Source organism: Pseudactinotalea sp. (assembly GCF_048594945.1).
GTDB lineage: Bacteria > Actinomycetota > Actinomycetes > Actinomycetales > Beutenbergiaceae > Pseudactinotalea.
Genome location: NZ_JBMDXJ010000356.1, coordinates 1 through 21637, shown reverse-complemented (window position 1 = coordinate 21637; position 21637 = coordinate 1). Strand labels below are relative to the sequence as shown.

Genomic DNA, 21637 nt, shown 5'->3' with positions numbered 1-21637 from the left:
AGCCGGCGCGGGGATCGGCGCGCTCGCAGGCTAGATGGCCGGCGTCAACGGTATCGCGATCGCCGAGGCTGCAGCGCTCGGACTAGGGGTCGGGCTCACCTCGGTCCTCGCGGTCGCCCGCACCCAGGTGGGCGGCTCTGGACGTGGCGCCCACCCGGCCGTCGCGATCGGCGAGGGACTCGTGATACTCGCACCGGTGTTGACGCTGGCGCTGGTGCTGCTGCGCCCCGCCGCGCCCGCGCCGCTCACACCGCTCGTCGCGCTGATCGTCGTCGCGGCCCTGCTCGTGGTGGCCGTGTTGCTGTACCTCTCGAGCGAGCGGAACCTCGATGGCATCTCGGGGGCGCAGATTCGCGCGCGGGGTGCCGTCACCGCCTACGCGGCCGGCGCGGTGACCTCGCTCGACACCCGCGAGCTCGGGCGGGCGCTGAGCATCACCTCCCAGCCCGATGCGCGCCGCCGCTCGGCCTCCTTCTCCTGGGTGCGCGGCCCGGTCCTGGCCGTCGTGACCGGCGATGCGCTCGTGACGCTGCGGTCGCGCCGCCACGTGATCTCGGTGCTCGTGTGGGCCGTGGTCCCCGTGGTCGTCACGCTCGCCGGATGGCCGAGCTGGACCACCCTGCTCGCCATCATCATCTCCGGCTACGCCGCCGCACTGGCATCGACCGAGGGGGCCCGGCGCGCCGAGATGGCTCCGGTGCTCGACCGAGCCTTCCCGATCGCTGCCGAGCAGATGCGTCGAGTCCGGCTGATCTGGCCCGGGCTGGTGATGGTGCTGTGGCTCCTGGTGACTGTCGGTGTGTGGGCAGGGCTGACCGGTCTGGCGGAGTCGGCGTGGCTGCCGCTCGCGGCGGTGGCCGGCCCCACGTTCGCTGCCGGCGCGCTGCGTGGTGCGTACCGCAAGCCGGCTGACTGGTCGAAGCCTCTGGTCGCGAACCCGATGGGTCCGCCGATCCCGCCGGGACTTTTCGGGATGGTCGCGAAGGGTCCGGACATCGTGGTCATCTTCCTGCTTCCGCTGATCCTGGGCATCGTGGCGGTAGCGTCGCCGACCACGCTGTTCCCGTGGCAGGTCGCGACCACCCTGATCGCCGTCGCCATCGGCACGCACGTGCCCAATCCCAAGGGCGCGTTCGCACGTGCGATGGAGGGCCAGACAGGCACGCGGCCGTGACCAGGATCGTCGGAGGCACCGCGGGCGGTCGGCGACTCGCTGTGCCCGCCACCGGCACCCGCCCCACCAGCGACAGGGTCCGGGAGGCGCTGTTCTCTCGCCTTGATCATCGTGGCCTGCTCGATGGCGCACGCGTCCTCGATCTGTATGCCGGCTCGGGCGCCTTGGGTCTGGAGGCGCTCTCGCGCGGCGCTGAGACCGCGGTGCTCGTGGACTCCTCGCGCACTGCGGTCGCGGTGTGTCGGTCGAACGCCAGCACGCTCGGGTTCGCGGAGCAGGTCACGGTGATCGGGCGCAAGGTCGAACAGCTCCTCGCGGGGCGCGCGCCCACCCGCACTTCCACGCTCGTCTTCATCGACCCGCCGTACGAGCTGGGGGTCGACCGAGTGCTTCGACTGCTGAGGCGACCGGGCTGGCTGGCTGAGGGCGCCGCCGTCGTGCTCGAGCAGTCGACCCGCGCCGGTGAGCCGACCTGGCCGGCGGGGCTCGAGGTCGAGGACACGAAGGTCTACGGCGAGACCACGCTCTGGTTCGCCACCGCCGTCGCGAACTGATCAGGAACGAAGAAGTGGCGTCGGCGAGGTGCTCCCTAGGCTCGAGGGCGACACAGGATCACCGACACAAGGAGCACACCGATGAGCGGATTCAGCAAGGCCGAGCGCGATGCCATGAAGCAGCGTGCCGAGGAGCTGCGCGCGACCAAGGGCGTCAAGGGCGCCGCGAAGAAGGCGCGTGAGTTCGAGGCCTGCATGGCGGCGATCGAGGGGCTGAGCGGCACCGACAGCGAGGTCGCCTCGCGGTTCCACGTGGTGGTGTCCGAGGAAGCGCCGGAGCTGGACCCGAAGACGATGTACGGGTTCCCCTCCTACGCACGCGACGGCAAGGTGCTGATGTTCGTGCAACCGGCCTCGAAGTTCGACACCAGGTACGCCACGGTGAACTTCGACGACGGCGCGGCGCTCGACGACGGTGTCATGTGGCCCACGTCGTTCGCCGTGACCGCGTGGAACGACGACGTGGAGAAGACACTCCGCGCGCTGGTGAAGAAGGCGGTCCGCTGATCTCGCACAACGGCGCTCAGCCGGCTGAGCCGATCACGGTCGCACGGATCTCGCGCTTCAAGACCTTTCCCACCTTCGAGCGGGGCAGGTCGTCCCACACGAGGAACTCCTTGGGTGTCTTCACTCCGCCCACACGTTCCCGCACGAACGCATGCAGTGCGTCGACCTCGATCGTGTGGCCGGGGCTGATCTGCACCACCGCCGTGACCTGCTCACCCCACCTGCTGTCCGGGACGCCGAATACTGCGCAATCCTGGACAGCGGGGTGCTCCATCACGGCCTGCTCCACCTCGGCCGAGTACACATTGAAGCCGCCCGTGATGATCATGTCCTTGGCGCGGTCGACGATGAACAGGAAGCCATCCTCGTCGAGGTATCCGATGTCCCCGGTGTGGTGCCAGCCGTACGGAGAGCCGGCCGCCGTCGCCTCGGGGTTGCGGGGGTAGCCCGGGGTCACGAGCGAGCTGCGCAGCACGATCTCACCGGGGTCGCCGGGGGGTCGCCGGCGACCGTCGGTGTCCATGATCGCCAGTGTCACCAACGGTGCCGCACGACCTGCGGAGGTCAGGCGCTCGACGGCGATGCTCCCGTCAGGGCGGTAGTGGTCGCCCGGGGTCATGGTCGTGGCGACCATGGGTGCCTCGGTCTGTCCGAAGTACTGCGCCAGCACCGGTCCGAAGCGGTGCAGCGCCCGCTCGAGCTTGGCCGCCGACATCGGCGCCGACCCGTACCAGAAGCACTGCAGGGAACTGGTGTCGACGGTGTCGAGGTCGGGGTGGTCGAGCACCATGTACAGCAACGTCGGCGTCAGCATGGTGTGAGTGACCCGGTGGCGCTCGATGAGGTGCAGGAAGTGCCCGATGTCGGGTGAGGCCATGATGACGATCTCGCCGCCCATCGTCAGTACCGGGAAGGACAGCACCCCGGCTGCGTGCGTGAGCGGCGCCAGCGCGAGGTACACCGGCCGTGGTGCGAACGGGTACGACATCAGCGTGATCGCCGTCATCGTCTCCAGGTTCCGGGTGCTCAGCTGCACTCCCTTCGGCAGGCCGGTGGTACCGCCGGTGCCGACGATCATCGCGATGTCGTCCACGGGTGTGGTTGCCATCCACTCTCCGTCCCGGGAGGTCGCCCGGGGTGCCTGCGCCGTCCAGGCAGACGACGACCTCCAGACGCGGCAGATCGGGCAGAATCCGCGCGACCAGGGGCGCGAAGGCGCGTTGGAAGATCAACGCGCGGCACTCGAAGAGATCCAGCAGCTGCCGGTTCTCGCGGGCTTCGTTGCGCGGGTTGATCGGGCACCAGACGGCCCCCGCGCGGGAGATCCCGAACACGCAGGTGAACGCGATCGGGTCGTTGGCCGACAGAATCGCGACCTTGTCGCCCGGCACGATGCCGCTCCCGGCGAGCGCGCGGGCCACAGCGTCGGACGTGGCCTGCACGTCGCGGTAGCTCAGCACGCGCTCGTCGGCGCGCAGGCACGGCGCGTCAGGGTCGAGGCTCGCGCCCTTGTCGAGGTAGTCGACCAGCCGCATCCGTGCTCTCCCTTCGCACTCAGCCGTTCACGGTGAGCACGGGGTCGCTGACCAGCCCGAACGCGCGCAGCTGACCCAACAGCTCGCGGTGCCCGAACGCCTGGCAGCCCGACGCGAACCCGGTCCGCAGCGGCGGACGCTGCAGCAGCCAGTACGCGGCGAACGCCTGCAGCAGGCCGGTCTGCTTGTAGTTCTGGTTGCCATGGATCACGCAGTGCGCGCGGCCCAGCGGTCCGGAGGCGTGCACCGAGTCCAGCGACTTGTTCAGCCGCGGGTTCTCGCGAGGCGGCATCTGGTTCATGACCTGGGCCGCAGTCGCCGTGAGCGCGGCATCGCGGTCCGTGTGGTTCATGTCCTTGGTTGCCTCGAGCGCGGCGGCCACGATCTGCGGCACGCCGTTCATCAGCGCGGCGTTGAACACGCCGCCCTGCGCCTTCACGTTGGCGACCCGCGGATCGTTCTTGAACCACACCGGGTGGCTCGTGCCTCCCCAGGGCAGTGACAGTGCGAGCTCGTGCTGGCCCGGCACCACGAGTGAGACGAGTCCTTGGTCGGGATCGAACTCCACGTACTGGTTCTGCTCGAGGTAATGGGCCTTGGAGGTGGCCGCGTTCACGAGGATCGTCAACGTCGACGCGATGGTCGGGCTGCCGCCCCAGAACACCGCGATGTCGAGGGTGTCGAGACCGGGCTGCTCCAGACACAGCTGAGCGGCGATCTCACCGGTGGTGTACATCTGGGCGATGCCGGGAGCGAGCAGCAGACCCTTGTCGGCGAACCGCGCGCCGTAGTCGCTCTCGCAGGTGATCAACCAGTCCTGCTCGCCCGTGGTGTCGGTGTAATGGGCTCCCGCGGCCAGGGCCGCCTCGACCACGGTCGGACCCCAGGTGCTGAAGGGGCCGACCGTGTTCAGCACCACCCGGGCACCGCTGAAGAGGTCGGTCAGCGCCTCGAGGTCGTGCTCGACCTGGCGCACCTCGTAGTCGGCGGTCTCGACGCCGGCGACGTTGCTGGCCAGGGAGTCCGTCAGGCGTTCCTCGCTGCGCCCGGCGGCGACGAACGGAACGTTGTACTCGCGGAGGTACTCGCAAACCAGCCGCCCGGTGTAGCCGGAGGCTCCGTAGACGATGACAGGCTTGTCGCTCATCGCGTCCTCACATCCCCATGCCGCCGTCGACCGGGAGGCCGGCGCCGGTGACGAATCGTGCGGCGTCGCTCGCCAGGAACACCACGGCGTCGGCGATGTCGGAAGGCTCACCGAGCCGCCCCAGCGGCGTGAGGTCGACGACGGCGCCGACCGCGGCATCGGGCGACTCGAACAGACCGAGCGCGGCGGTCTCGACCGCGAGCTTCTGACCCATCGCGGTCGGCACCAGCCCCGGGTACACGCAGTTGACGCGCACCCCGTAGCCGAGCTTGCCGGACTCCATCGCGGCCACTCTGGTGATCCGGTCGACGGCGGACTTGGTGCCGGAGGATCCGGCGATGCCCGGGAAGGCGATGGTGGCCGCCACCGAGGCCACGTTGACGATCGCGCCGCCGGAGCCGGCAGCACCGCCCGGCCGCATGGCGCGGAACCCGTGCTTGATGCCGAGCATGGTGCCGAGAACGTTGACGTCGAGCATCGCGCGCAGCTCGGCCGGATCGATATCGACCAGCAGTGAGGTCACCTCGACGCCGGCGTTGTTGACGAGGATGTCCAGTCCGCCGGTGCTGGCCACGACGTCACCGATGGCGCGCTCCCAGTCGGCCTCATCGGTCACGTCCAGGTGCACGAAGCTGGCGTGCGCACCGGAGTCGGTGAGTTGGGCGGCGGCCGCGCTGCCGACATCGTCAGCGCGATCGGCCAGGACCACGGTGGCGCCGGCGTCGGCCAGGGCTGTGGCCATCGCAAGACCGAGGCCCTGCGCTCCACCGGTGACGACGGCGCGCCGCCCGGTCAGGTCAAAGGCTGTCATGGTTGCTCCTCGTCGAGCTGAGATGGTGCCCGGCCGCCGTCGGTGGCGGTCCGGTGCTCGTCACCCTGCACCATCGCTTGACAGTCGTCAAGAGTTTCTTGGACAGTTGTCAAGTTCGGCGTGCGATCCCGCATGTCGCTCACTGGCACGAGTACCGTGGAGCACTGTGACCGCAGCCCCGACGCACGCCGACGACGCCACCAGCGCGTCGAACGGACGCGCCATGGCGCCTGCGCTGGCGACTGCCGACAAGGTCTCCGCCCGCCGGGACGAGCTGGCTGCGGCCGCGTTGCGCACGCTCGCCGAGCGCGGATATGCCAACACCTCGCTGCGTGAGATCGCCCAGAACTCCGAGTTCTCCCACGGCGTGCTGCACTACTACTTCGCTGACAAGACCGAGCTGATCACGCACTGCGTCACGCTCTACAAGCGGCGCTGCGTGCGCAGGTACGACGACGTGGGGTCGGGCGCGTCCGGTCCTGACGATCTGGTCGAACGGTTTCTCGCCGCCCTTCTCGTCACGATGCACGAGGATGCGCACGAGCAGCGACTCTGGTACGACCTGCGGGTCCAGAGCCTAGTCGACTCGAGCTTCCGTGGCGAGGTCGCCGAGATCGACACCGCGCTGCGCACCATGGTGTGGCGGATCCTGCTCCGATATGCCGAGCTCGCACAGCGGGCGCTGCTGGTCGATGCCGACACCGCGTACGCACTGTTCGACGGCGTCTTCTCCCACGCGGTCCAACGCCACCTCGCGGGCGCCGACGATGTGGATGCTGCGCTGCGGCAGCAGGTCAGGCGGCTGATGCCGCGGCTGCTGGACGGCATGCAAGGAACAGCGCCGTGACCGCGAGGGTCCTGGGCGTCGGCATGGTCCCGTTTGCCACGCCCCGGACCGCGCGGCCCTACGACGAGCTGGCACGGGTCGCCATCCGCAGTGCGTTGTCCGATGCGGGAATCCTGCTCGAGGACGTCCAGCAGGCCTACGCGGGCTACGTCTACGGCGATTCCACCTCGGGGCAGCAGGCGCTGTACGGCGTGGGCCGCACCGGGATCCCGGTCGTCAATGTCAACAACAACTGCTCCACGGGCTCGACAGCGCTCTGGCTTGCTCGGCAGGCTGTTGCCTCCGGCGTGGCTGAGTGCGTGCTGGCCTTCGGGTTCGAGCAGATGGAGCGTGGCGCGCTCACGGAGAAGTGGACCGATCGACCGAATCCGCTCGGAGCGTTCATTCGCGCTGCCGAGGAGGTCGAAGCCGGTGCGCGGGCGCCTCTGGCGCCGATGCTCTTCGGCGGTGCGGGAGCGGACTACGCGGCGCGTTACGAGATGGACCCGGCGGTGTTTGCCCGCATCAGCGTCAAGTCGCGTGCGCACGCCGCCAACAACCCGAACGCCGTCTTCACCGATCCGGTCACGGTCGACGAGGTGTTGGCGTCGCCGCGGGTCTTCGGTCCACTGACCCGGCTGCAGTGCTGTCCTCCGACGTGCGGAGCCGCGGCAGCGGTGATCGTCAGCCCGGAGTTCGCCCGGCGTCGTGGGCTGACCGCCGACGTCGAGATCGCCGGCCAGGCGCTGCGCACCGACACCGACACCACCTTCGAGGGTGGCGACCGCATGCGCGTCGTCGGGTATGACGTCACGGTCGCGGCCGCGGCGGCCGCGTACGAGGAGGCGGGCATCGGAGGTGAGGAGTTCGGCGTCGTCGAGTTGCATGACTGCTTCACCACGAACGAGCTGATCTCCTACGAGGCGCTCGGCCTCACCCCGCCGGGCACGGCCGAGCGGTTCATCCTCGATGGTGACAACACCTACGGGGGCCGCGTCGTGACCAACCCCTCGGGCGGCTTGCTGTCCAAGGGACATCCGCTCGGTGCGACCGGGCTGGCGCAGTGCGCGGAGCTGGTCTGGCAGCTACGCGGTCAGGCCGGCGCCCGGCAGGTCCACGGTGTCCGGACCGCGCTGCAGCACAACATCGGACTGGGTGGTGCGGCCGTGGTGACGGTCTATCGCACCGTGGACGCTCTCAGCTGATCGGCTGCGCCCACGGCGCGCCCAGCTCGCTGAAGAGCTGGTGCTCGCGGGACGCCCGGGCGCACCAGGTCTCGATGTCCGCGATCACGGGGTGGGCATCGGCGCCCTCACCTACCCAGGTGACGGCGTCGCCATCGATCGCGACCGGCTCCGGCGCGGTGCGGACAGCCTCCAGCACCCGCATGAACGCGCCGGTCTCGGCGACTGGGGCCACGAGCGGCACGCTCTCCTCGAGCAGGTGGTCCACGAGGTTGCGCAGCAGGCTGGTGCGCCCCACCCGGTCCTCCGTGGTCTCGGTGCCGGTCCGGAGCGTGAGGATGTCGGCCGTGTAGGCGAAGGCGATCTCGCCTTCGCTGCCCTGCACGGTGATCACCGGGTTGTCCTGGCGGGCCGCGCAGAGTGTGAGCCCGAAGGTCGCCGTGGTGCCGCTGGTCGTGACGACCCGCACGCTGGAGGTGTCGTCCGCCTCGATGTCGTGGGCGTGGAACAGCTCGACCTCCACGCTTGCGACATCCTCGGCACGCACCGCGCCCGCGATCTTCAGCGCGGTCGCGACCGCATGGGCCAGCGGATTGGTGACCACACCGTCGACCACAGGGACGCCGTCGAGCGCTCGCATCCCCGCCCAGCGCGACCGCTGGTAGTAGGAGATGGTGCGCAGCCACGTGCCCACGCCACCGACGCCGATGACCTCGCCGATCGATCCGTCGGCGACGAGGCGCTCGATCTCCGTGAACGCGTGCGAGCCGAAGCTCTGGAAGCCGACCTGCACGGCGCGGCCGGTCTCTTCCGAGACGGCCACCATCGCCTCGTGCTCGGCCAGTGAGGCCGCGGTGGGCTTCTCCACGAGCACGTGCGCGCCGGCACGCATCGCCTGGATCGCGAGCGGGGCGTGGGTGTGGATCGGCGTCGCCAGCACCACGACATCGGGCACCACGTGCGCGAGCAAGTCGTCGAGGTCGGTGTAGCAGGGCACTCCGGGGGGCACCTGGTCGGCGCCGTCGGCGCCCCGCGGGTCGGCCACGGCGACCACCTCGGCGATCCCGTCGGTGGCAAGCAGTGCCAGCTCAGCCAGGTGCAGGCGGCCGTACCCGTGGATGCCGAGCACGGCGAAGGTCGTGGTCATCGTGCGAGGTTCTCCAGGTCGCGGTAGATGGAGTCGGCGGCCGCCACGTCCAGCTCGGCGTCGATCAGCGCGGCCCACAGGTGCAGCGTCCGGGTCGTGCCGTGAGCGAGCGGTGTCGGTGTGTCCCACGCGACCGCCGGGCCCGCGCCCACGTAGCCCGTCACGCGCACGAACCAGGGGAGCAGGTCGGTCTCGGGCTGCGCGAGCAGCAGAGTCACCGGTCCGCTGTCGCGGACCTGGGTGAGGGTCAACCAGCGGCCGACGGCGCCGAGTGCGTCATCCTCGCCGGTCACCACCCCGTGGGGCGTGCTCACGCGCACCGTGCTGGGTGCATCGGGCCCGACGCGCCAGAACAGGCCGCCGTAGCCGGCACCGGTGCGTCCACGGGTGGCCGGCGAGCCGATCAGCAGGTCGCGGTGCGGTGCGTGAAGGTCGCTGCGCCAGGTCAGCAGCGAGGCGTCGCCGAGGTGAGCGAGGCGGATCTCTCGCTTCTCGACGATCTGCTCATCGCCGTCGGGACCGGTCCAGGAGAGCCGGTGCGTGAGCACCGTGCGGTGACCCGTGCTCGTGACCTCGGGCGCGGGACCTCTCTGGCGGCCCTGGTTGGCGAGCATCACATAACCCTGGCCGTCCACGTAGGACTTGCCGCCCCAGTAGGTGACGCCGTCCACGTCGACCACGGCGGCGCTGACGCCGTAGTGGTGCCGGTGGTCCGCCGGGTACGTCTCGGTCATCTCGACGCCGCCGGGGGTGCGCACCGGGTGCAGGTACGGGCGAGGTGAGAGGTCGGCCTGGAGGTCGGAGCCATCGTGATAGGTCGCGACGGCGCGCTCGGCCACGGTCAGGGTCACCGGGTCATGGGGCACGGCCTCAGCCTAGCGGTAATCGCTTACCGCGTAGGGTGGGGGGATGGCTGATCTCGATGTCGTCGTCCTCAGCGGTGAAGGCCGCTACGCCGATCCGTGGCACGACTTTCCCGGCACCTCGGCACGGATCGCCGAGGTCCTCACCGAGCACGGGCTCACCGCGCGGGTCTGCGGCACCGACAGCAGCGAACCTGTGTCTGCCCGGCTGCTCGTGGTCAACGCCGGAGGCGGCGCCGACGCGATCCCGGGCGAGCCCGACGATGCGGGCTCGCGCTGGCGCGAGGCGGTGCTCGTGCACGCGCTCGCAGGCGGACCGGTGCTCGCGACCCACGCCGCCACCAACACCTTCTACGACGAGCACCGCTGGCCCCACGTGCTCGGCGGCCGCTGGGTGCCCGGCACCTCGATGCACCCACCCGGCGGCCCGGCCACCGTGCAGGTCGCCACGCACGAGCACCCGATCACTGCCGGACTGCCGGCCGAGGTCGACATCGTGGACGAGCGCTACTCGTTCCTCGAGGTGAGCCAGCAGATCGTGCCGCTGCTCACGCAGGTGCATGACGGCGTCGTTCATCCGATCGTCTGGACCCACGAAGGTGGGGTCGACGGCGTGGCTGTGCGCGCCGTCGTCGACACGCTCGGGCACGACGTGCCCGCCTACGGCGCGGTCCGCGCCGACCTGCTACGCCGCGAGGTGGACTGGCTGCTCAGGTGACGGCGCCGAGCTGCCAGGGGATGAACTCCTCCTGGCCGATGTCCATCTCCTCGCTGACGGTCTCCTGACCGGACGCGACGGCGACGATGCGCTCGTAGATCTCGCGAGCGACCTCCTCGAGCGTGGCGGTGCCGTCGACGATCCGTCCGGCGTTGATGTCCATGTCCTCGCTCATGCGCTCGTACATGGGGGTATTGGTCGCGACCTTGATCGACGGCGATGGCTTGCACCCGAACACCGACCCCCGACCGGTGGTGAACACCACGACCGTGGACCCGCCCGCGACCAACCCGGTCACCGACACCGGGTCGTAGCCCGGGGTGTCCATGAAGCAGAAGCCCTTGTCCGTGATCTGTTCGGCGTACTCGTACACCGCCGCCAGCTCGGCCGAGCCGCCCTTGGCGACAGCGCCGAGCGACTTCTCGAGGATCGTCGTCAGGCCGCCTGCCTTGTTGCCGGGGGAGGGGTTGTTGTCCATCGTGCCGCCGCCCGCCGCGGTGTAGTCCTTCCACCACTCGAGCCGGTCGAGCAGCTTCTGCCCGACCTCGGGCGAGACCGCGCGCCGCGTCAGCAGGTGCTCGGCGCCGTAGACCTCAGGGGTCTCCGCCAGCACCGAGGTGCCTCCCGCCGCCACCAGCCAGTCACCTGCGAGGCCCAGCGCGGGGTTTGCCGTGATGCCGGAGTAGCCGTCGGAGCCACCGCAGTTGGTGGCCAGGGTCAGCTCGCTCACGTCCTGCGGGGTGCGTGTGGCCTGGTTGACGATCGGGAGCATCTCGCGGATCTTCTCGACGCCGGCGCGCACCGTGGCGCGGATGCCGCCGGTGTCCTGGATCGTCATGGCCTCGATGTGCATGCCCTCGGGGAGTCCCAGACCCTCCACGAGCGAGGTCACCGGCAGCATCTCGCAGCCCAGGCCCAGCACCAGCAGGCCGCCGAAGTTGGGGTGCCTCGCGTACCCGCGCAACGTGCGCAGCAGCATGTCGGCGCCGTCGGAGCCGGACACCAGACCGCAGCCGGACGTGTGCGCGAGCGCCATGACGCCGTCGATGTTCGTGAAGTCGTCGAGGGTCCCGATACCGCGGAACTGGTCCGCGATCAGCTTGGCGGTGCTCGCCGAGCAGTTCACCGACGTGATCACGCCGATGTAGTTGCGGGTACCCACACGGCCATCGCCGCGGTCGTAGCCGAGGAAGGTGCGCGGCAGGCCCTCGGGGAACGTCGGGACCACGCGGGCCGTGCCGAACTCGTGCGCGCGCTCACCGGTGTCCATGCCGAGGTTGTGGCTGTGCACGTGATCTCCGGCCGCGATCGGAGCCGTGGCGAGCCCGATCGACTGCCCGTACTTGTGCACCTGCGCACCCGGGTCGAGGCTGCGCACCGCGAGCTTGTGGCCGCGGGGGATGTCAGCGGGGACCCGGAGCGTCCCTGTGTCGGTGGCGAGTTCAGACCCGGCGGTCAGGTCGCTGGTGGTGATCGCGACGTCGTCCTCGGGGCGGAGCAGGAGTGCGACGTCGGTCAGTCGCGTGGTGGGCATGAGCTCTTCTTCGTCGGGGGCGAGATACCGGTTCCATGCTAGGCGCAAGCGCTTGCGGTATCCCTGCATTGCCGTCGCTTGTCATGGGCGCAGGAGCGGCGGTGCGCTGTGCGCGCGGTAAGTTGGCGTCATGGCGGGAGTCGCGGTCTGTCCGGGGTCGTTCGACCCCGTGACCCTCGGTCATCTGGATGTGGTGCGGCGCGCGCGCGCCATGTTCGACGAGGTGGTGGTCGCCGTCGGCGTGAACGCCGCGAAGCAGCCGCTCCTCGACGACGTCGCTCGCGTCGAGCTGTTCGCCTCTGCGGTCGCCGACGTTCCCGGTGTCCGGGTGGTCGCCATGCCTGGCCTGCTGGCCGACCTCGTCCGCGAGGTCGGAGCATCCGCGATCGTCAAGGGTCTGCGTGGTGGTGCGGACTTCGACGCCGAGCAGCCGATGGCCCTGATGAACCGCCACCTCAGCGGGGTCGACACGGTGTTCGTGGTGGGCGATCCCGCGCTCGCCCACATCGCCTCGTCGATGGTGCGGGACGTCGCCACGCACGGAGGTGCGATCGCTGACCTCGTGCCGGCAGGCGTCGCCGAGGCCGTCCACCGCGCGCTCGAGGCGCGCCGTCACCAGGGAGAGAAGCCATGACCGAATCGAGCAGCGGCGAGTCGCTCGTCGCGATCCTGGACGAGCTGACCGACCTCGTGGCGGGTGCACGGGCGATGCCGATGTCGGCGTCCGCGCTGATCAACCGGGCCGAGGTGCTTGAGCTGATCGAGTCCGCAAAGGCCGTGCTGCCGAGCCAGATCTCGCAGGCCGACACGCTCGTGGCCGATGCCGACGCCGTGCTGGACCGCGCGCGCCGCGAAGCTGCCAAGATCCTCGAGAAGGCACGCGCCCGCGCCGACCACCTGGTGTCGGAAGAGTCGGTCGTGGCGGCTGCGGAGCACCGTGCCGAGGAGATCGTCGCCGCGGCCCGTGAGCGGGCCGAGCAGCTCGCCAAGGACTCCGACGACTACTGCGATCGACAGCTAGCCCAGTTCGAGATCGACCTCGGCGCGATCACCAACCAGGTGGCTGCCGGCCGTCAGCGTCTTGTGGAGCGTGCCCGTGGTCGCGCCGAGAAGGCCAAGCTCGACGGGGATCGCCCGGAGGTGCCCGCACGCGTGAGCCGGATCGATCGGTTCCGCGCCGCGGAGACCAGCGACGAGCACGCCGATGCCGAGGAGTCCCGATGACCGGCCCGTTCGTCGTCAACACGCACGACCTCGCCCGGCGCCCGGGCTCGATGCGCGAGCTCGAACTGACGGTCGACGCGCCTGCAGCACTGGGTTCGGAGGTGATCGCGATCCCGGCCGCGGCGCCACTCGAGCTGGCGCTTCGGCTCGAGGCCGTCAGTGAGGGTGTCCTCGTCACGGGCACCGTCACCGGGCGCGCGCTCGGTGAGTGCGTCCGGTGCCTGCGCGAGGTGAGTGAAGGCGTGCGGGTCGACCTCACCGAGCTGTTCGCCTACCCGGACACCCGTGGTCAGCGGTCCGCCTCCGAGGACGAGGAGGACGAGGACCCGCTTCCCGTGCTCGACGGCGATCTGCTCGATCTCGAGGCCACGATCACCGACGCGGTGGTCCCGTCGCTGCCCTTCCGGCCGCTGTGCACACCCGACTGTGCAGGTCTGTGCTCGGAGTGTGGCATCCGTCTCGACGACGCTGAGCCCGGCCACGCGCACGAGATCCTCGATCCGCGCTGGGCTGCGCTCTCGGCGCTCGCCTCCGTGGAGGGTGACGACGAGGGCGAGGGCGAGGGCGAGGGCGAGGAGCCGCGATGAGTGCGGCCGCGCAGGACCTCGCCGACCGCCTCGGGATCGACCTCGACGGCGAGCTGCTCGTGCTGGCGCTGACGCACCGCAGCTTCGCGCACGAGGCAGGCGGCATCCCGACGAACGAGCGCCTGGAGTTCCTGGGTGACGCCGTGGTGGGTCTCGTGGTGACCGAGTACCTGTATCGGTGCCTGCCCGACCGCTCCGAGGGAGAGCTCGCCAAGATGCGAGCGGCGTCGGTGTCGCAGCGAGCGCTTGCCGCGATCGCTCGCACGCTCGAGCTGGGTGGCTACGTGCTGCTCGGCAAGGGGGAGCTGTCCACCGGCGGGCGTGACAAGGACTCGATCCTGTGTGACACGTTCGAGGCGGTCATCGGAGCGGTGTACCTGAGCCATGGGCTGGAACCCACCCGTGCGGTGGTGGAGCGGCTGCTGGGGTCGACCCTGGAGAACGCCGCCCACCTCGGTGCCGGGCTGGACTGGAAGACGAGCGTGCAGGAACTCGCGGCCGAACGCGGGCTCGGGCTGCCGGCCTACGTGGTCGAGGGCAGCGGCCCCGATCACGAGCGCTTCTTCGAGGCGCGGCTCGTGCTCGACGACGTCACCTGGGGCACCGGCGAAGGCACCAGCAAGAAGATCGCCGAGCAGCAGGCGGCGTCGCGCGCGTACACCGCGCTGCTCGAGGGCACGGACCGGGACGGTGCCGGAGCTTCCTGAGGTCGAGACCGTGCGTGCCGGGCTGGCGCGTCACGTGCTCGACCGCCCGATCGCCGCTGTGCAGGTGCACGGACCGCTCGGCGCGCGCGTGACCCGGCGTCAGCTCGGCGGTGCCGAGGAGCTGTCGGCGCGGCTCGTGGGCCGGAGCTTCGCCGCGGCGGTGCGACGTGGCAAGTACCTGTGGCTGCCGCTCCGGGAGGCCGGCGGCGCCGCGGAGGAGGCACTCTTCGCGCATCTCGGCATGAGCGGGCAGTTCCTGCTGCCCGAGGATCCGGCACCTGAGCATCCGCACCGCCGGGTGCGGATCACGTTCGCCGACGACGGAGCGCTCGACTTCCACGACCAGCGGACCTTCGGGCACCTCGCAGTGACCGATCTGGTGGCGACGTCCGACGGTGGCCCGGGCGGGGACGCCGGCGGGATCGGGTCCGATCCGCTGATCCCCGAGGTGGCCGCACACATCGCGCGCGACCTGCTCGACCCGATGGTCGCGGCCGGGACCGTGGGCCGCGCTGCACTGGTCCGCCGGATCCGGGCGTCGGCCCGGGGCGTCAAGAAGGCGTTGCTGGACCAGGAGCTGGTCTCCGGCGTCGGGAACATCTATGCCGACGAGGCGCTCTGGACGGCCCGGCTGCACTACGACCGGCCGGGCAGGAGCCTCCCGCCCGCGCGGCTGCAGCTGCTGCTCGACGCCGCCACCGACGTGATGCGGGCGGCCCTCGCGGCAGGCGGCACCAGTTTCGACTCCCTCTACGTGAACGTCAACGGAGCCAGCGGCTACTTCGACCGATCGCTGCACGTGTACGGGCGGGAGGGCGAGCCGTGCGACCGCTGCGGTGGCACGATTCGGCGAGAATCTTTCGCCAACCGCTCCTCCTTCCGCTGCGCACGCTGTCAGCGAAGGCCGTGACGGTGGCTCGGTGGGTGGGTGTGCGCTGTCGCGCGTGGCCGGCGGAATCCTGAGGAGAAGAATCGACCATGGGCATGGATGAGCACGTCGCACCGCCGGAGGTGGTGACGTTCCTGGCGACTGTCCCGCTGTTCCAGATGGCTGAATTCATCGCGTTCCCCGAACGACGACTCACCCCGCAGGAGTGGCAGAGCGAGCAGGAGGAGCTGCTGGCAACGGATCCGGCATCGGTCACCGTGCGCGCGCTGACTGATCTCCCGTCGGGCGAGATGCTGGTGTTCGATCTCGGGCAACGCAACGAGGGCTTCCCGCTCGGTATCGCCGAGCTCGGGTGGTTCGCTGACCTTCAGTCGCTGGGCCTGGGGATGTCCGAGTACCTCAGTCTCGCTGCCGAGCTCGCTCCGCTCGAGCGGCAGATGCACCACGGCGTCTACCCGTTCAGGGAGATCGTGGCGGCGTTCGACGACCGTGGCCTACGAGAGCACAGCTACTGGGCGGAGTGGCTGGCCTATCTCGAAGAATCGCGCGAGAGCACCGAGGATCGGATGCGCGACATACGAGAGCCCACGCCGTGAGTGAGCCGGATGCCACCACGATTCAATGGCTGAACCTTCTGCACGGCTCGCCCACGTTCGTCATCCGCATCGACCAGCTCACCGGGACGCCGACGGTGGTACAGGTCGAGGTGGTTCCCGAGGACGATGCCATCTACTGGATCGCCGGCACGACGATGCCACCGCGTGGCGATCGGATCCCGTCGGTCTTTCAGGTGGATACCTCGGCCGGCGGGAACCTCGTCGGGGTGTACTGGAAGATCGGCCCGACCTGGATCTCGTCGGCGGAGCCGAGCCAGGCGCTCGGGGCGCTTGCAGCGCGCGAGAGGGACATCTTCCCCTTCGACTGGTCCTACGCCGTACCGCTCACGCGCGACTGCTATCACGATGGGGTCGATCGAGGGAAGTGAAGCCGCGAGCACACAGCCTGCGATGCGCCCGGTGCTGTCCTGTCTACGATCGTGGTCTATGAAGGCATCGCCGAGGCCCGCCCGTCGGGTCACCGACGACGAGCGCCGCGCGCGCCTCGGCGTGCGCCACGGTGTGGCGCCCGACGCGCGGTTCTCCGATCTCGTGTCTGCGACGAGGGGGATGACGGTCCTGCACGCGACCGAACCGGCCTCCGTGCACCTCGCGCTCCGTGCCAGGGCGGCCGGGGTCACCATCGACGACGTCGAGAACGCTCTCTACCAGCACCGCAGCATCGTCAAGCAGTCCGCGATGAGACAGACACTCTTCGGCTTCACGACCGACCTGCTGCCTGCGGCCTGGGGCAGCACGAGCGCCCGGGTGGCGCGCTCGCTGAGGTCGCGGCTGGCCAAGGACCTCGTGACCTCGGGCATCACACCCGACGGCGAGAGATGGCTCGACGAGGTGGGCGACGCCGTCGTCGAGACGCTCACCACGCGAGAGGCGAGCGGCACCGAGCTGCGCCAGCTGCTGCCCGCGGTGGACGTCAAGGTCGAGCGGGGGAGCGGGCGGTGGGCTGCGGCGACGCCGGTCGCACCACAGGTGCTCCAGCTGCTCAACGCGCAGGGCAGGCTGGTGCGCGCACACAACGGTGGCCACTGGCGCCTGTCGAAACCGCGGTGGACGGCGACCTCGACGTGGTTGCCCGTCGTCCCCGAACCGCTCTCGGAACGGGAGGGGTATGCCGAGCTCGTCCGACGCTGGTTGCACAGCTTCGGCCCGGGCACCGAGGCCGATCTCGCCTGGTGGCTGGGTGGCACGCTCGGTGCCGTGCGTGCGGCGCTCATCGATGTCGAGGCTGTGCCCGTCAGCCTGGACACCGAGACCGCGCTCGGGTGGCTGCTGCCCGACGACATCGAGCCGGTCGAGCAGCCGACCGAGTGGGTGGCGCTGCTGCCCACGCTCGACCCGACCGTGATGGGCTGGCGAGGGCGTGACTTCTACGTCGGCCGGCACCTGGCTATGACCTTCGACTCGGTCGGCAATGCCGGCACCACAGCCTGGTGGAACGGTCACGTCGTCGGGACATGGGTGCAGGACCGCGACGGCACCGCACGGATTCACCTCCTTGAAGACGTCCCGGCGAGAGCGAGGCGGGCTCTCGCCGACGAGGCCGAGCGGCTCACCGTGTGGCTCGACAGGGTTGTCGTCAACGTCGTCTACGCCTCACCCGCCATGCAGCTGGCGCGGTAGCCCGATGGGGAGGACTCCCCTCGATCGGTGCCGCGTGTGGCCCTAGGCTGGCGGACGTTGTTGGCGAGACGGCGGGGAGCAGCATGGGTGACAAGTACGCGGTGGACAACGAGAGTGCCGGGAAGGTGGCGACCGACACCGAGACCGCGATCAAGGATCTCGACGATGTCAAGACGACCATCACCGACGAACTCACCAACGCCGAAGGCGCCTTGCCTCCCGAGTTCTCGGCCGTGAGTCGGCTCGCGACGCTTCGCAGCAACCACACGCGCGACGTCACGACGATCAAGACCTACGCGACCAGCTGCGTGGGCGCCCTGCGCGCGTGCCTGACTGTGTACGAGAACAGCTCAGCGGAGATGGTCGCCGAGCAGAAGGCCACCGAGGCCAAGGTGACGTTCGAGCACGGCACAGCATTCGTCAACGGCGAGGCCGACCTCAACAACTGGGCGAACGGCCGCGACACCACCCCGGGTGGGACCAACAACCGAGGCCTCGCCGCCGTCAACGAGAACCTTCCGAGCACGAGCGAGAACAGGTCGCTGTCCGTCAGCCATCAGTCGGTCTCCGCCAGGGACGGCAGCTCGTCGACGGGCTACACCGGCTACTCGGCCGAGTCGAACGGCTACTCGGTCAGCGGGAAGAACTGGTCCACGGCCAACACCCACAACGGTGTCACCGACACGACCACCTACTACCAGACGACGGCCACTGGGCCAGGCGTCGACATCACCTCCTCCGGTCGTGACTACACCGTCACTCCGGCGAACCAGGGGGGTCCGCGATGACCTACGCGATGATCCAGGTCTCCGACGTCCCGAAAGTCAAGGGAAACCCCGAGACCGTCCAGACCTCGGGGAGCAACCTCACCACCGCCGGTGGCGAGAGCGGCGGCGTCGGGAGTGCATCGAGCGGAGTCACCAGCGCCTGGACGGGCCTGACCGAGGCGAACTACAACACCCCCGAGAGCCCCGCCGTCTTCCAGGCGATCCCCAAGATCTCCTCACCGCTCGAGACGATCCAGGGCAACCTGTCGACGATGGGAACGGCGCTCAACGACGCCGGAACCACCCTGGGCACGCTGAAGACGCGGTCGGAGACGCTCGAGACCGACGTCAAGGACTTCGTGGGGCGTGCCAACGACATGGACGAGTTCGCCCGCGCCGGCGGCTCGATCGACGGCGAAGAGTGGAGCAGCTGGCGTGACGCGCCGGGCCTCCAGGGCGAGAACGACCGGCTGTGGACGCGGGCGACCACACTGCAGACGGACATCGACCAGGTGGGCACGGACCTCACGATCGCGCTCGCGGGCGTCCGCGCACCCAACCCCGCGCTCCCCGAAGCCTCGTTCGAGGCCGGAGTGCCCTCGGGAAACCGGGCATCGGCGGAGGGGCCCGGCGCCAGCGCGAGCACCTGGAACGGCACCACGTACGAGAACGGCAACTGGTACGCGGGGGCCGGCGCCGAGGCGGACGCGCACCTGTTCGACCTCAACGCGCACGGGAGCGTCAACACCCAGGTGGGGACGTTCTCCGGCGACGCCTCCCTGTACGGCGGCGCCCGGGCGAATGCCTCGGCGAACGGCTCGATCGGTCTCGACGGCATTCACGCCCGCGCCGAGGCGAGCGGTTTCGCCGGCGTCGAGGGGTCGGCCAACGGATCGTGGAACGCCGGCCCGCTCTCCACCAACGTCGGTGTGCGCGGGATGGCCGGTGCCGAGGCCAAGGCGAACGCCGGCCTCGATGTCGGCCTCGACGGTGTCTCGGCGAACGCGGGCGTCAAGGCGTTCGCCGGGGCCAAGGCCGAGGCGAGCGGCAGCGTTGGGATCTCCGGCGCGCAGGCGAACGTCGGCGCGGATGTCCGCGCCGGCATCGGCTTCGAGGCCAGCGGTGACATCAAGGTGACCAGCGACGAGGTCAAGGTCAAGTTCGACATCGGCGCCTCGCTCGGAGTCGGGGCGGGCGTCAAGGTGGACTTCTCCATCAAGCCGAAGAAGATCGTCGACGACGTCAAGGGCTTCTTCGGGTTCTAGCCTGGTCTGCAGCACACGTTCATCCACTCTCGAAGGAGAAGAATGTCCGACACCGTCACCTACCCGAGTGCCGAGTTCCCGGCCCAGGTCGGAGTCTCGCTGCCACGCCCGGAAGGGTGGGAGGTGCTCACCGTCGCCGAGGCTCTCGTCGCGATCGGCAAGTCCCTCGACGGCGCTCAGGAGTTCCAGCCGAACGTCGTGGTCACCAGCCGGCGCGCCATCGGCGCCAGCCTGGAGGAGACCGCAGGGGCCACGGTCGAGGCCCTGCAGAGCGCTCCCGAGTGGGAGGAGACCGGCCAGGAGTACCGCGACGCATTCGGCGGCGCACACCCGTCGTTCCGCATCGAGGGCGCGTTCGTCCACCCCCAGGCGGGCACCCTCTACCAGGCGGCGCTCATCACGGTGGTGCAGCGCGGCGCCTACACCGACGTGGTGCAGGCTGTCGGGACGTGCACCGCGAGCCAGGCGTTCGACCGTCTGCCGGAGATCCGCGAGGTGCTCCAGGGCGTGGCGATCTCCGAGTGACGCCCACCTGCTGAGCACGAACGAGGGCCCCGCACCGAACTGGTGCGGGGCCCTCGCGTGTGCAGGGTGCGATCAGCGGTCCACGCGGGCCGATCCGCCGCCGGCGAGCTTGAGCACCTCGGCCTTGGTCACCATCGTGGTGTCACCCGGGGTGGTCATCGCCAGCGCACCGTGCGCAGCTCCGTACTCGACGGCCGTCTGCAGCGGCTGCCCGGTGATGAGGCCGTAGATGAGGCCCGAGGCGAAGGAGTCCCCGCCGCCGACGCGGTCGAGAATCTCCAGGTGCGGCCGGTGCGTAGCCTCGGCGAAGCCTTCGTCCTTCGACCAGGCGATCGCCCCCCAGTCGTTGTCGGACGCCGAGTGCACGGTGCGCAGCGTGTTCCCGATGACCTCGAAGTTCGGGTAGGCGGCGCTCGCGGTGGCGATCATCGACTGGAACTTGGTCACGTCGAGGTTGTCCAGGTTGTCACCGGTGCCCTCGACCTCGAAGCCGAGCGAGGCGGTGAAGTCCTCCTCGTTGCCGATCATGACGTCGATGTGCGGGGCGATCGCCTTGTTGACCTCCTGGGCCTTCGCCTCGCCGCCGATCGACTTCCACAGGCTCGGGCGGTAGTTGAGGTCGTAGGAGACCACGGTGCCGTGCTTCTTGGCGGCGGTCACGGCCTCGACCACCACCTCGGCGGTGGACTCGCTCAGAGCGGCGAAGATCCCGCCGGTGTGCAGCCAGCGTGCGCCGAGCTCGCCGAACAGACGGTCCCAGTCGACGTCGCCGGGCTTGAGCTGGGAGATCGCCGTGTTGCCGCGGTCGGAGACGCCCACGGCGCCGCGCACACCGAAGCCGCGCTCGGTGAAGTTGAGGCCGTTGCGCACCGTGCGGCCGATGCCGGCCTACGGCGTCCAGCTGATGTGGTCCACGCTGACGCCGCCCTGCAGGATGAAGTCCTCCACCAGGCGCCCCACCTCGTTGTCGGCGAGCGCGGTCACCACGGCTGCCCGGAGGCCGAACGCGCGGCGCAGACCTCGGGCCACGTTGTACTCACCGCCACCCTCCCACGCGCGGAAGCTGCGGCTGGTGCGGATGCGTCCCTCGCCCGGGTCGAGGCGCAGCATCACCTCCCCGAGCGAGACGATGTCGTAGCGGCAGTCCTCAGCGGGACGGATGGACAGGCTCATCGAACTTCTCTCTCCTTCTAGCTTTCAACGCTCTTTCGGCGGGTGGGTCAGGCGGTGGCGAGGGCGACGGCCTCGGTGGTCAAGGACGTCACCGTGGCAAAGTCGCCGGCCGCGATCTCGGCGCGGGGGACCATCCAGGAACCGCCAACCGCCAGAACTGCGTCGATCCCGAGGTAGTCGTTGAGGTTGGCCGGCCCGATGCCGCCGGTCGGGACGAACCGCAGGCCGCCGAACGGGGCCGAGAGCGCCTTGATCGCCGGGGC

At 69.9% G+C, this 21637-nt stretch carries 23 protein-coding genes and 3 pseudogenes; 17 read left to right on the top strand and 9 right to left on the bottom strand.

The features are described from left to right. The first annotated feature begins 34 nt into the window (after positions 1-34). The 3 genes from ACOJSN_RS16100 to ACOJSN_RS16090 all read left to right on the top strand — a co-directional run bounded on the left by ACOJSN_RS16100 (position 35) and on the right by ACOJSN_RS16090 (position 2235). Entirely contained in the window at positions 35-1174 is a 1140-nt protein-coding gene (locus ACOJSN_RS16100; RefSeq protein ID WP_420113504.1) for a DUF6297 family protein, read from the top strand. Further along, on the top strand, positions 1171-1728 hold the full coding sequence (gene rsmD, locus ACOJSN_RS16095; RefSeq protein WP_420113503.1) for a 16S rRNA (guanine(966)-N(2))-methyltransferase RsmD: 558 nt from the start codon (positions 1171-1173) through the stop codon (positions 1726-1728). Before ACOJSN_RS16100 ends, rsmD begins: the two co-directional genes overlap by 4 nt. A gap of 81 nt (positions 1729-1809) precedes the next feature. Next, on the top strand, positions 1810-2235 hold the full coding sequence (locus tag ACOJSN_RS16090; RefSeq protein WP_420113502.1) for a hypothetical protein: 426 nt from the start codon (positions 1810-1812) through the stop codon (positions 2233-2235). A gap of 16 nt (positions 2236-2251) precedes the next feature. Here the strand turns inward: ACOJSN_RS16090 and ACOJSN_RS16085 are convergent, their stop codons facing one another. The 4 genes and pseudogenes from ACOJSN_RS16085 to ACOJSN_RS16070 all read right to left on the bottom strand — a co-directional run bounded on the left by ACOJSN_RS16085 (position 2252) and on the right by ACOJSN_RS16070 (position 5728). Next, positions 2252-3343 carry an AMP-binding protein gene (locus ACOJSN_RS16085; RefSeq protein ID WP_420113501.1) on the bottom strand — a complete coding sequence of 364 codons (1092 nt, stop codon included), beginning with the start codon at positions 3341-3343 and terminating at the stop codon, positions 2252-2254. 85 nt (positions 3344-3428) lie between these two features. Further along, a pseudogene (locus tag ACOJSN_RS16080) lies at positions 3429-3770 on the bottom strand (AMP-binding protein); the annotation flags it as partial. A 19-nt stretch (positions 3771-3789) separates the two neighbouring features. Beyond that, positions 3790-4917: a DUF5938 domain-containing protein gene (locus ACOJSN_RS16075; protein ID WP_420113500.1), complete on the bottom strand. Its 1128-nt coding sequence runs from the start codon at positions 4915-4917 to the stop codon at positions 3790-3792. 7 nt (positions 4918-4924) lie between these two features. Then, positions 4925-5728 carry an SDR family NAD(P)-dependent oxidoreductase gene (locus tag ACOJSN_RS16070; RefSeq protein ID WP_420113499.1) on the bottom strand — a complete coding sequence of 268 codons (804 nt, stop codon included), beginning with the start codon at positions 5726-5728 and terminating at the stop codon, positions 4925-4927. Between the two features lie 166 nt (positions 5729-5894). On the opposite strand from ACOJSN_RS16070, the gene ACOJSN_RS16065 reads away from it, so the two are divergent. Both ACOJSN_RS16065 and ACOJSN_RS16060 read left to right on the top strand, forming a co-directional pair. Beyond that, the gene (locus tag ACOJSN_RS16065) at positions 5895-6575 is read left to right on the top strand and encodes a TetR/AcrR family transcriptional regulator (RefSeq protein ID WP_420113498.1); all 681 of its coding nucleotides are present in this window, start codon (positions 5895-5897) and stop codon (positions 6573-6575) included. Beyond that, positions 6572-7759, top strand: coding sequence for a lipid-transfer protein (locus ACOJSN_RS16060; protein WP_420113497.1), 1188 nt, complete (start codon positions 6572-6574; stop codon positions 7757-7759). The genes ACOJSN_RS16065 and ACOJSN_RS16060 overlap by 4 nt, the downstream gene beginning before the upstream one ends. Here ACOJSN_RS16060 and ACOJSN_RS16055 read toward each other — a convergent pair. Next, positions 7752-8885: a Gfo/Idh/MocA family protein gene (locus ACOJSN_RS16055; protein ID WP_420113496.1), complete on the bottom strand. Its 1134-nt coding sequence runs from the start codon at positions 8883-8885 to the stop codon at positions 7752-7754. The two genes, ACOJSN_RS16060 and ACOJSN_RS16055, sit on opposite strands and share 8 nt — an antisense overlap. Beyond that, positions 8882-9751: a PmoA family protein gene (locus tag ACOJSN_RS16050; protein WP_420113495.1), complete on the bottom strand. Its 870-nt coding sequence runs from the start codon at positions 9749-9751 to the stop codon at positions 8882-8884. Before ACOJSN_RS16050 ends, ACOJSN_RS16055 begins: the two co-directional genes overlap by 4 nt. A gap of 43 nt (positions 9752-9794) precedes the next feature. On the opposite strand from ACOJSN_RS16050, the gene ACOJSN_RS16045 reads away from it, so the two are divergent. Then, a complete protein-coding gene (locus ACOJSN_RS16045; RefSeq protein WP_420113494.1) occupies positions 9795-10466 on the top strand; it encodes a ThuA domain-containing protein in 672 nt (223 codons plus the stop codon). Here ACOJSN_RS16045 and ACOJSN_RS16040 read toward each other — a convergent pair. Then, positions 10459-12000, bottom strand: coding sequence for a UxaA family hydrolase (locus ACOJSN_RS16040; protein ID WP_420113493.1), 1542 nt, complete (start codon positions 11998-12000; stop codon positions 10459-10461). The genes ACOJSN_RS16045 and ACOJSN_RS16040 overlap by 8 nt on opposite strands. A 130-nt stretch (positions 12001-12130) precedes the next feature. Here ACOJSN_RS16040 and coaD point away from each other — a divergent pair, with 130 nt between their 5' ends. From coaD to ACOJSN_RS15985, 11 genes are all read left to right on the top strand, one after another. Continuing rightward, the gene (coaD, locus tag ACOJSN_RS16035) at positions 12131-12634 is read left to right on the top strand and encodes a pantetheine-phosphate adenylyltransferase (RefSeq protein WP_420113492.1); all 504 of its coding nucleotides are present in this window, start codon (positions 12131-12133) and stop codon (positions 12632-12634) included. Beyond that, positions 12631-13224 (top strand): hypothetical protein, encoded by a 594-nt coding sequence (locus ACOJSN_RS16030; protein WP_420113491.1) that lies wholly within the window; start codon positions 12631-12633, stop codon positions 13222-13224. Before coaD ends, ACOJSN_RS16030 begins: the two co-directional genes overlap by 4 nt. Next, entirely contained in the window at positions 13221-13811 is a 591-nt protein-coding gene (locus tag ACOJSN_RS16025) for a YceD family protein (RefSeq protein ID WP_420113490.1), read from the top strand. Before ACOJSN_RS16030 ends, ACOJSN_RS16025 begins: the two co-directional genes overlap by 4 nt. Continuing rightward, positions 13808-14518: a ribonuclease III gene (rnc, locus tag ACOJSN_RS16020; protein ID WP_420113489.1), complete on the top strand. Its 711-nt coding sequence runs from the start codon at positions 13808-13810 to the stop codon at positions 14516-14518. Before ACOJSN_RS16025 ends, rnc begins: the two co-directional genes overlap by 4 nt. Continuing rightward, positions 14502-15428, top strand: coding sequence for a bifunctional DNA-formamidopyrimidine glycosylase/DNA-(apurinic or apyrimidinic site) lyase (gene mutM, locus ACOJSN_RS16015; protein WP_420113488.1), 927 nt, complete (start codon positions 14502-14504; stop codon positions 15426-15428). Before rnc ends, mutM begins: the two co-directional genes overlap by 17 nt. A gap of 68 nt (positions 15429-15496) precedes the next feature. Beyond that, the gene (locus ACOJSN_RS16010) at positions 15497-16003 is read left to right on the top strand and encodes a hypothetical protein (RefSeq protein WP_420113487.1); all 507 of its coding nucleotides are present in this window, start codon (positions 15497-15499) and stop codon (positions 16001-16003) included. After that, on the top strand, positions 16000-16392 hold the full coding sequence (locus ACOJSN_RS16005) for a hypothetical protein (RefSeq protein WP_420113486.1): 393 nt from the start codon (positions 16000-16002) through the stop codon (positions 16390-16392). Before ACOJSN_RS16010 ends, ACOJSN_RS16005 begins: the two co-directional genes overlap by 4 nt. A gap of 58 nt (positions 16393-16450) precedes the next feature. Next, complete coding sequence (locus tag ACOJSN_RS16000; RefSeq protein ID WP_420113485.1) at positions 16451-17644, top strand: winged helix DNA-binding domain-containing protein; 1194 nt, start codon at positions 16451-16453, stop codon at positions 17642-17644. A gap of 83 nt (positions 17645-17727) precedes the next feature. Then, on the top strand, positions 17728-18432 hold the full coding sequence (locus tag ACOJSN_RS15995) for a hypothetical protein (protein WP_420113484.1): 705 nt from the start codon (positions 17728-17730) through the stop codon (positions 18430-18432). Then, positions 18429-19676: a hypothetical protein gene (locus ACOJSN_RS15990; RefSeq protein ID WP_420113483.1), complete on the top strand. Its 1248-nt coding sequence runs from the start codon at positions 18429-18431 to the stop codon at positions 19674-19676. Before ACOJSN_RS15995 ends, ACOJSN_RS15990 begins: the two co-directional genes overlap by 4 nt. Positions 19677-19718: 42 nt before the next feature. Then, the gene (locus ACOJSN_RS15985) at positions 19719-20201 is read left to right on the top strand and encodes an LpqN/LpqT family lipoprotein (RefSeq protein WP_420113482.1); all 483 of its coding nucleotides are present in this window, start codon (positions 19719-19721) and stop codon (positions 20199-20201) included. A gap of 72 nt (positions 20202-20273) precedes the next feature. Here the strand turns inward: ACOJSN_RS15985 and ACOJSN_RS15980 are convergent. Then, a pseudogene (locus ACOJSN_RS15980) lies at positions 20274-21374 on the bottom strand (sugar kinase). Positions 21375-21421: 47 nt separating this feature from the next. After that, positions 21422-21637: pseudogene (locus tag ACOJSN_RS15975) on the bottom strand (keto-deoxy-phosphogluconate aldolase); the annotation flags it as partial.

What these genes read in the sequence shown, in the direction of transcription:
- ACOJSN_RS16100 (WP_420113504.1), top strand. Translation starts at nt 35, where the DNA reads ATGGCCGGCGTCAACGGTATCGCGATCGCCGAGGCTGCAGCGCTCGGA.
- ACOJSN_RS16090 (WP_420113502.1), top strand. Translation starts at nt 1,810, where the DNA reads ATGAGCGGATTCAGCAAGGCCGAGCGCGATGCCATGAAGCAGCGTGCC.
- ACOJSN_RS16085 (WP_420113501.1), bottom strand. Translation starts at nt 3,343, where the DNA reads ATGGCAACCACACCCGTGGACGACATCGCGATGATCGTCGGCACCGGC.
- ACOJSN_RS16075 (WP_420113500.1), bottom strand. Translation starts at nt 4,917, where the DNA reads ATGAGCGACAAGCCTGTCATCGTCTACGGAGCCTCCGGCTACACCGGG.
- ACOJSN_RS16070 (WP_420113499.1), bottom strand. Translation starts at nt 5,728, where the DNA reads ATGACAGCCTTTGACCTGACCGGGCGGCGCGCCGTCGTCACCGGTGGA.
- ACOJSN_RS16055 (WP_420113496.1), bottom strand. Translation starts at nt 8,885, where the DNA reads ATGACCACGACCTTCGCCGTGCTCGGCATCCACGGGTACGGCCGCCTG.
- ACOJSN_RS16045 (WP_420113494.1), top strand. Translation starts at nt 9,795, where the DNA reads ATGGCTGATCTCGATGTCGTCGTCCTCAGCGGTGAAGGCCGCTACGCC.
- ACOJSN_RS16040 (WP_420113493.1), bottom strand. Translation starts at nt 12,000, where the DNA reads ATGCCCACCACGCGACTGACCGACGTCGCACTCCTGCTCCGCCCCGAG.
- coaD (WP_420113492.1), top strand. Translation starts at nt 12,131, where the DNA reads ATGGCGGGAGTCGCGGTCTGTCCGGGGTCGTTCGACCCCGTGACCCTC.
- ACOJSN_RS16030 (WP_420113491.1), top strand. Translation starts at nt 12,631, where the DNA reads ATGACCGAATCGAGCAGCGGCGAGTCGCTCGTCGCGATCCTGGACGAG.
- ACOJSN_RS16025 (WP_420113490.1), top strand. Translation starts at nt 13,221, where the DNA reads ATGACCGGCCCGTTCGTCGTCAACACGCACGACCTCGCCCGGCGCCCG.
- rnc (WP_420113489.1), top strand. Translation starts at nt 13,808, where the DNA reads ATGAGTGCGGCCGCGCAGGACCTCGCCGACCGCCTCGGGATCGACCTC.
- ACOJSN_RS16010 (WP_420113487.1), top strand. Translation starts at nt 15,497, where the DNA reads ATGGGCATGGATGAGCACGTCGCACCGCCGGAGGTGGTGACGTTCCTG.
- ACOJSN_RS16000 (WP_420113485.1), top strand. Translation starts at nt 16,451, where the DNA reads ATGAAGGCATCGCCGAGGCCCGCCCGTCGGGTCACCGACGACGAGCGC.
- ACOJSN_RS15995 (WP_420113484.1), top strand. Translation starts at nt 17,728, where the DNA reads ATGGGTGACAAGTACGCGGTGGACAACGAGAGTGCCGGGAAGGTGGCG.
- ACOJSN_RS15990 (WP_420113483.1), top strand. Translation starts at nt 18,429, where the DNA reads ATGACCTACGCGATGATCCAGGTCTCCGACGTCCCGAAAGTCAAGGGA.
- ACOJSN_RS15985 (WP_420113482.1), top strand. Translation starts at nt 19,719, where the DNA reads ATGTCCGACACCGTCACCTACCCGAGTGCCGAGTTCCCGGCCCAGGTC.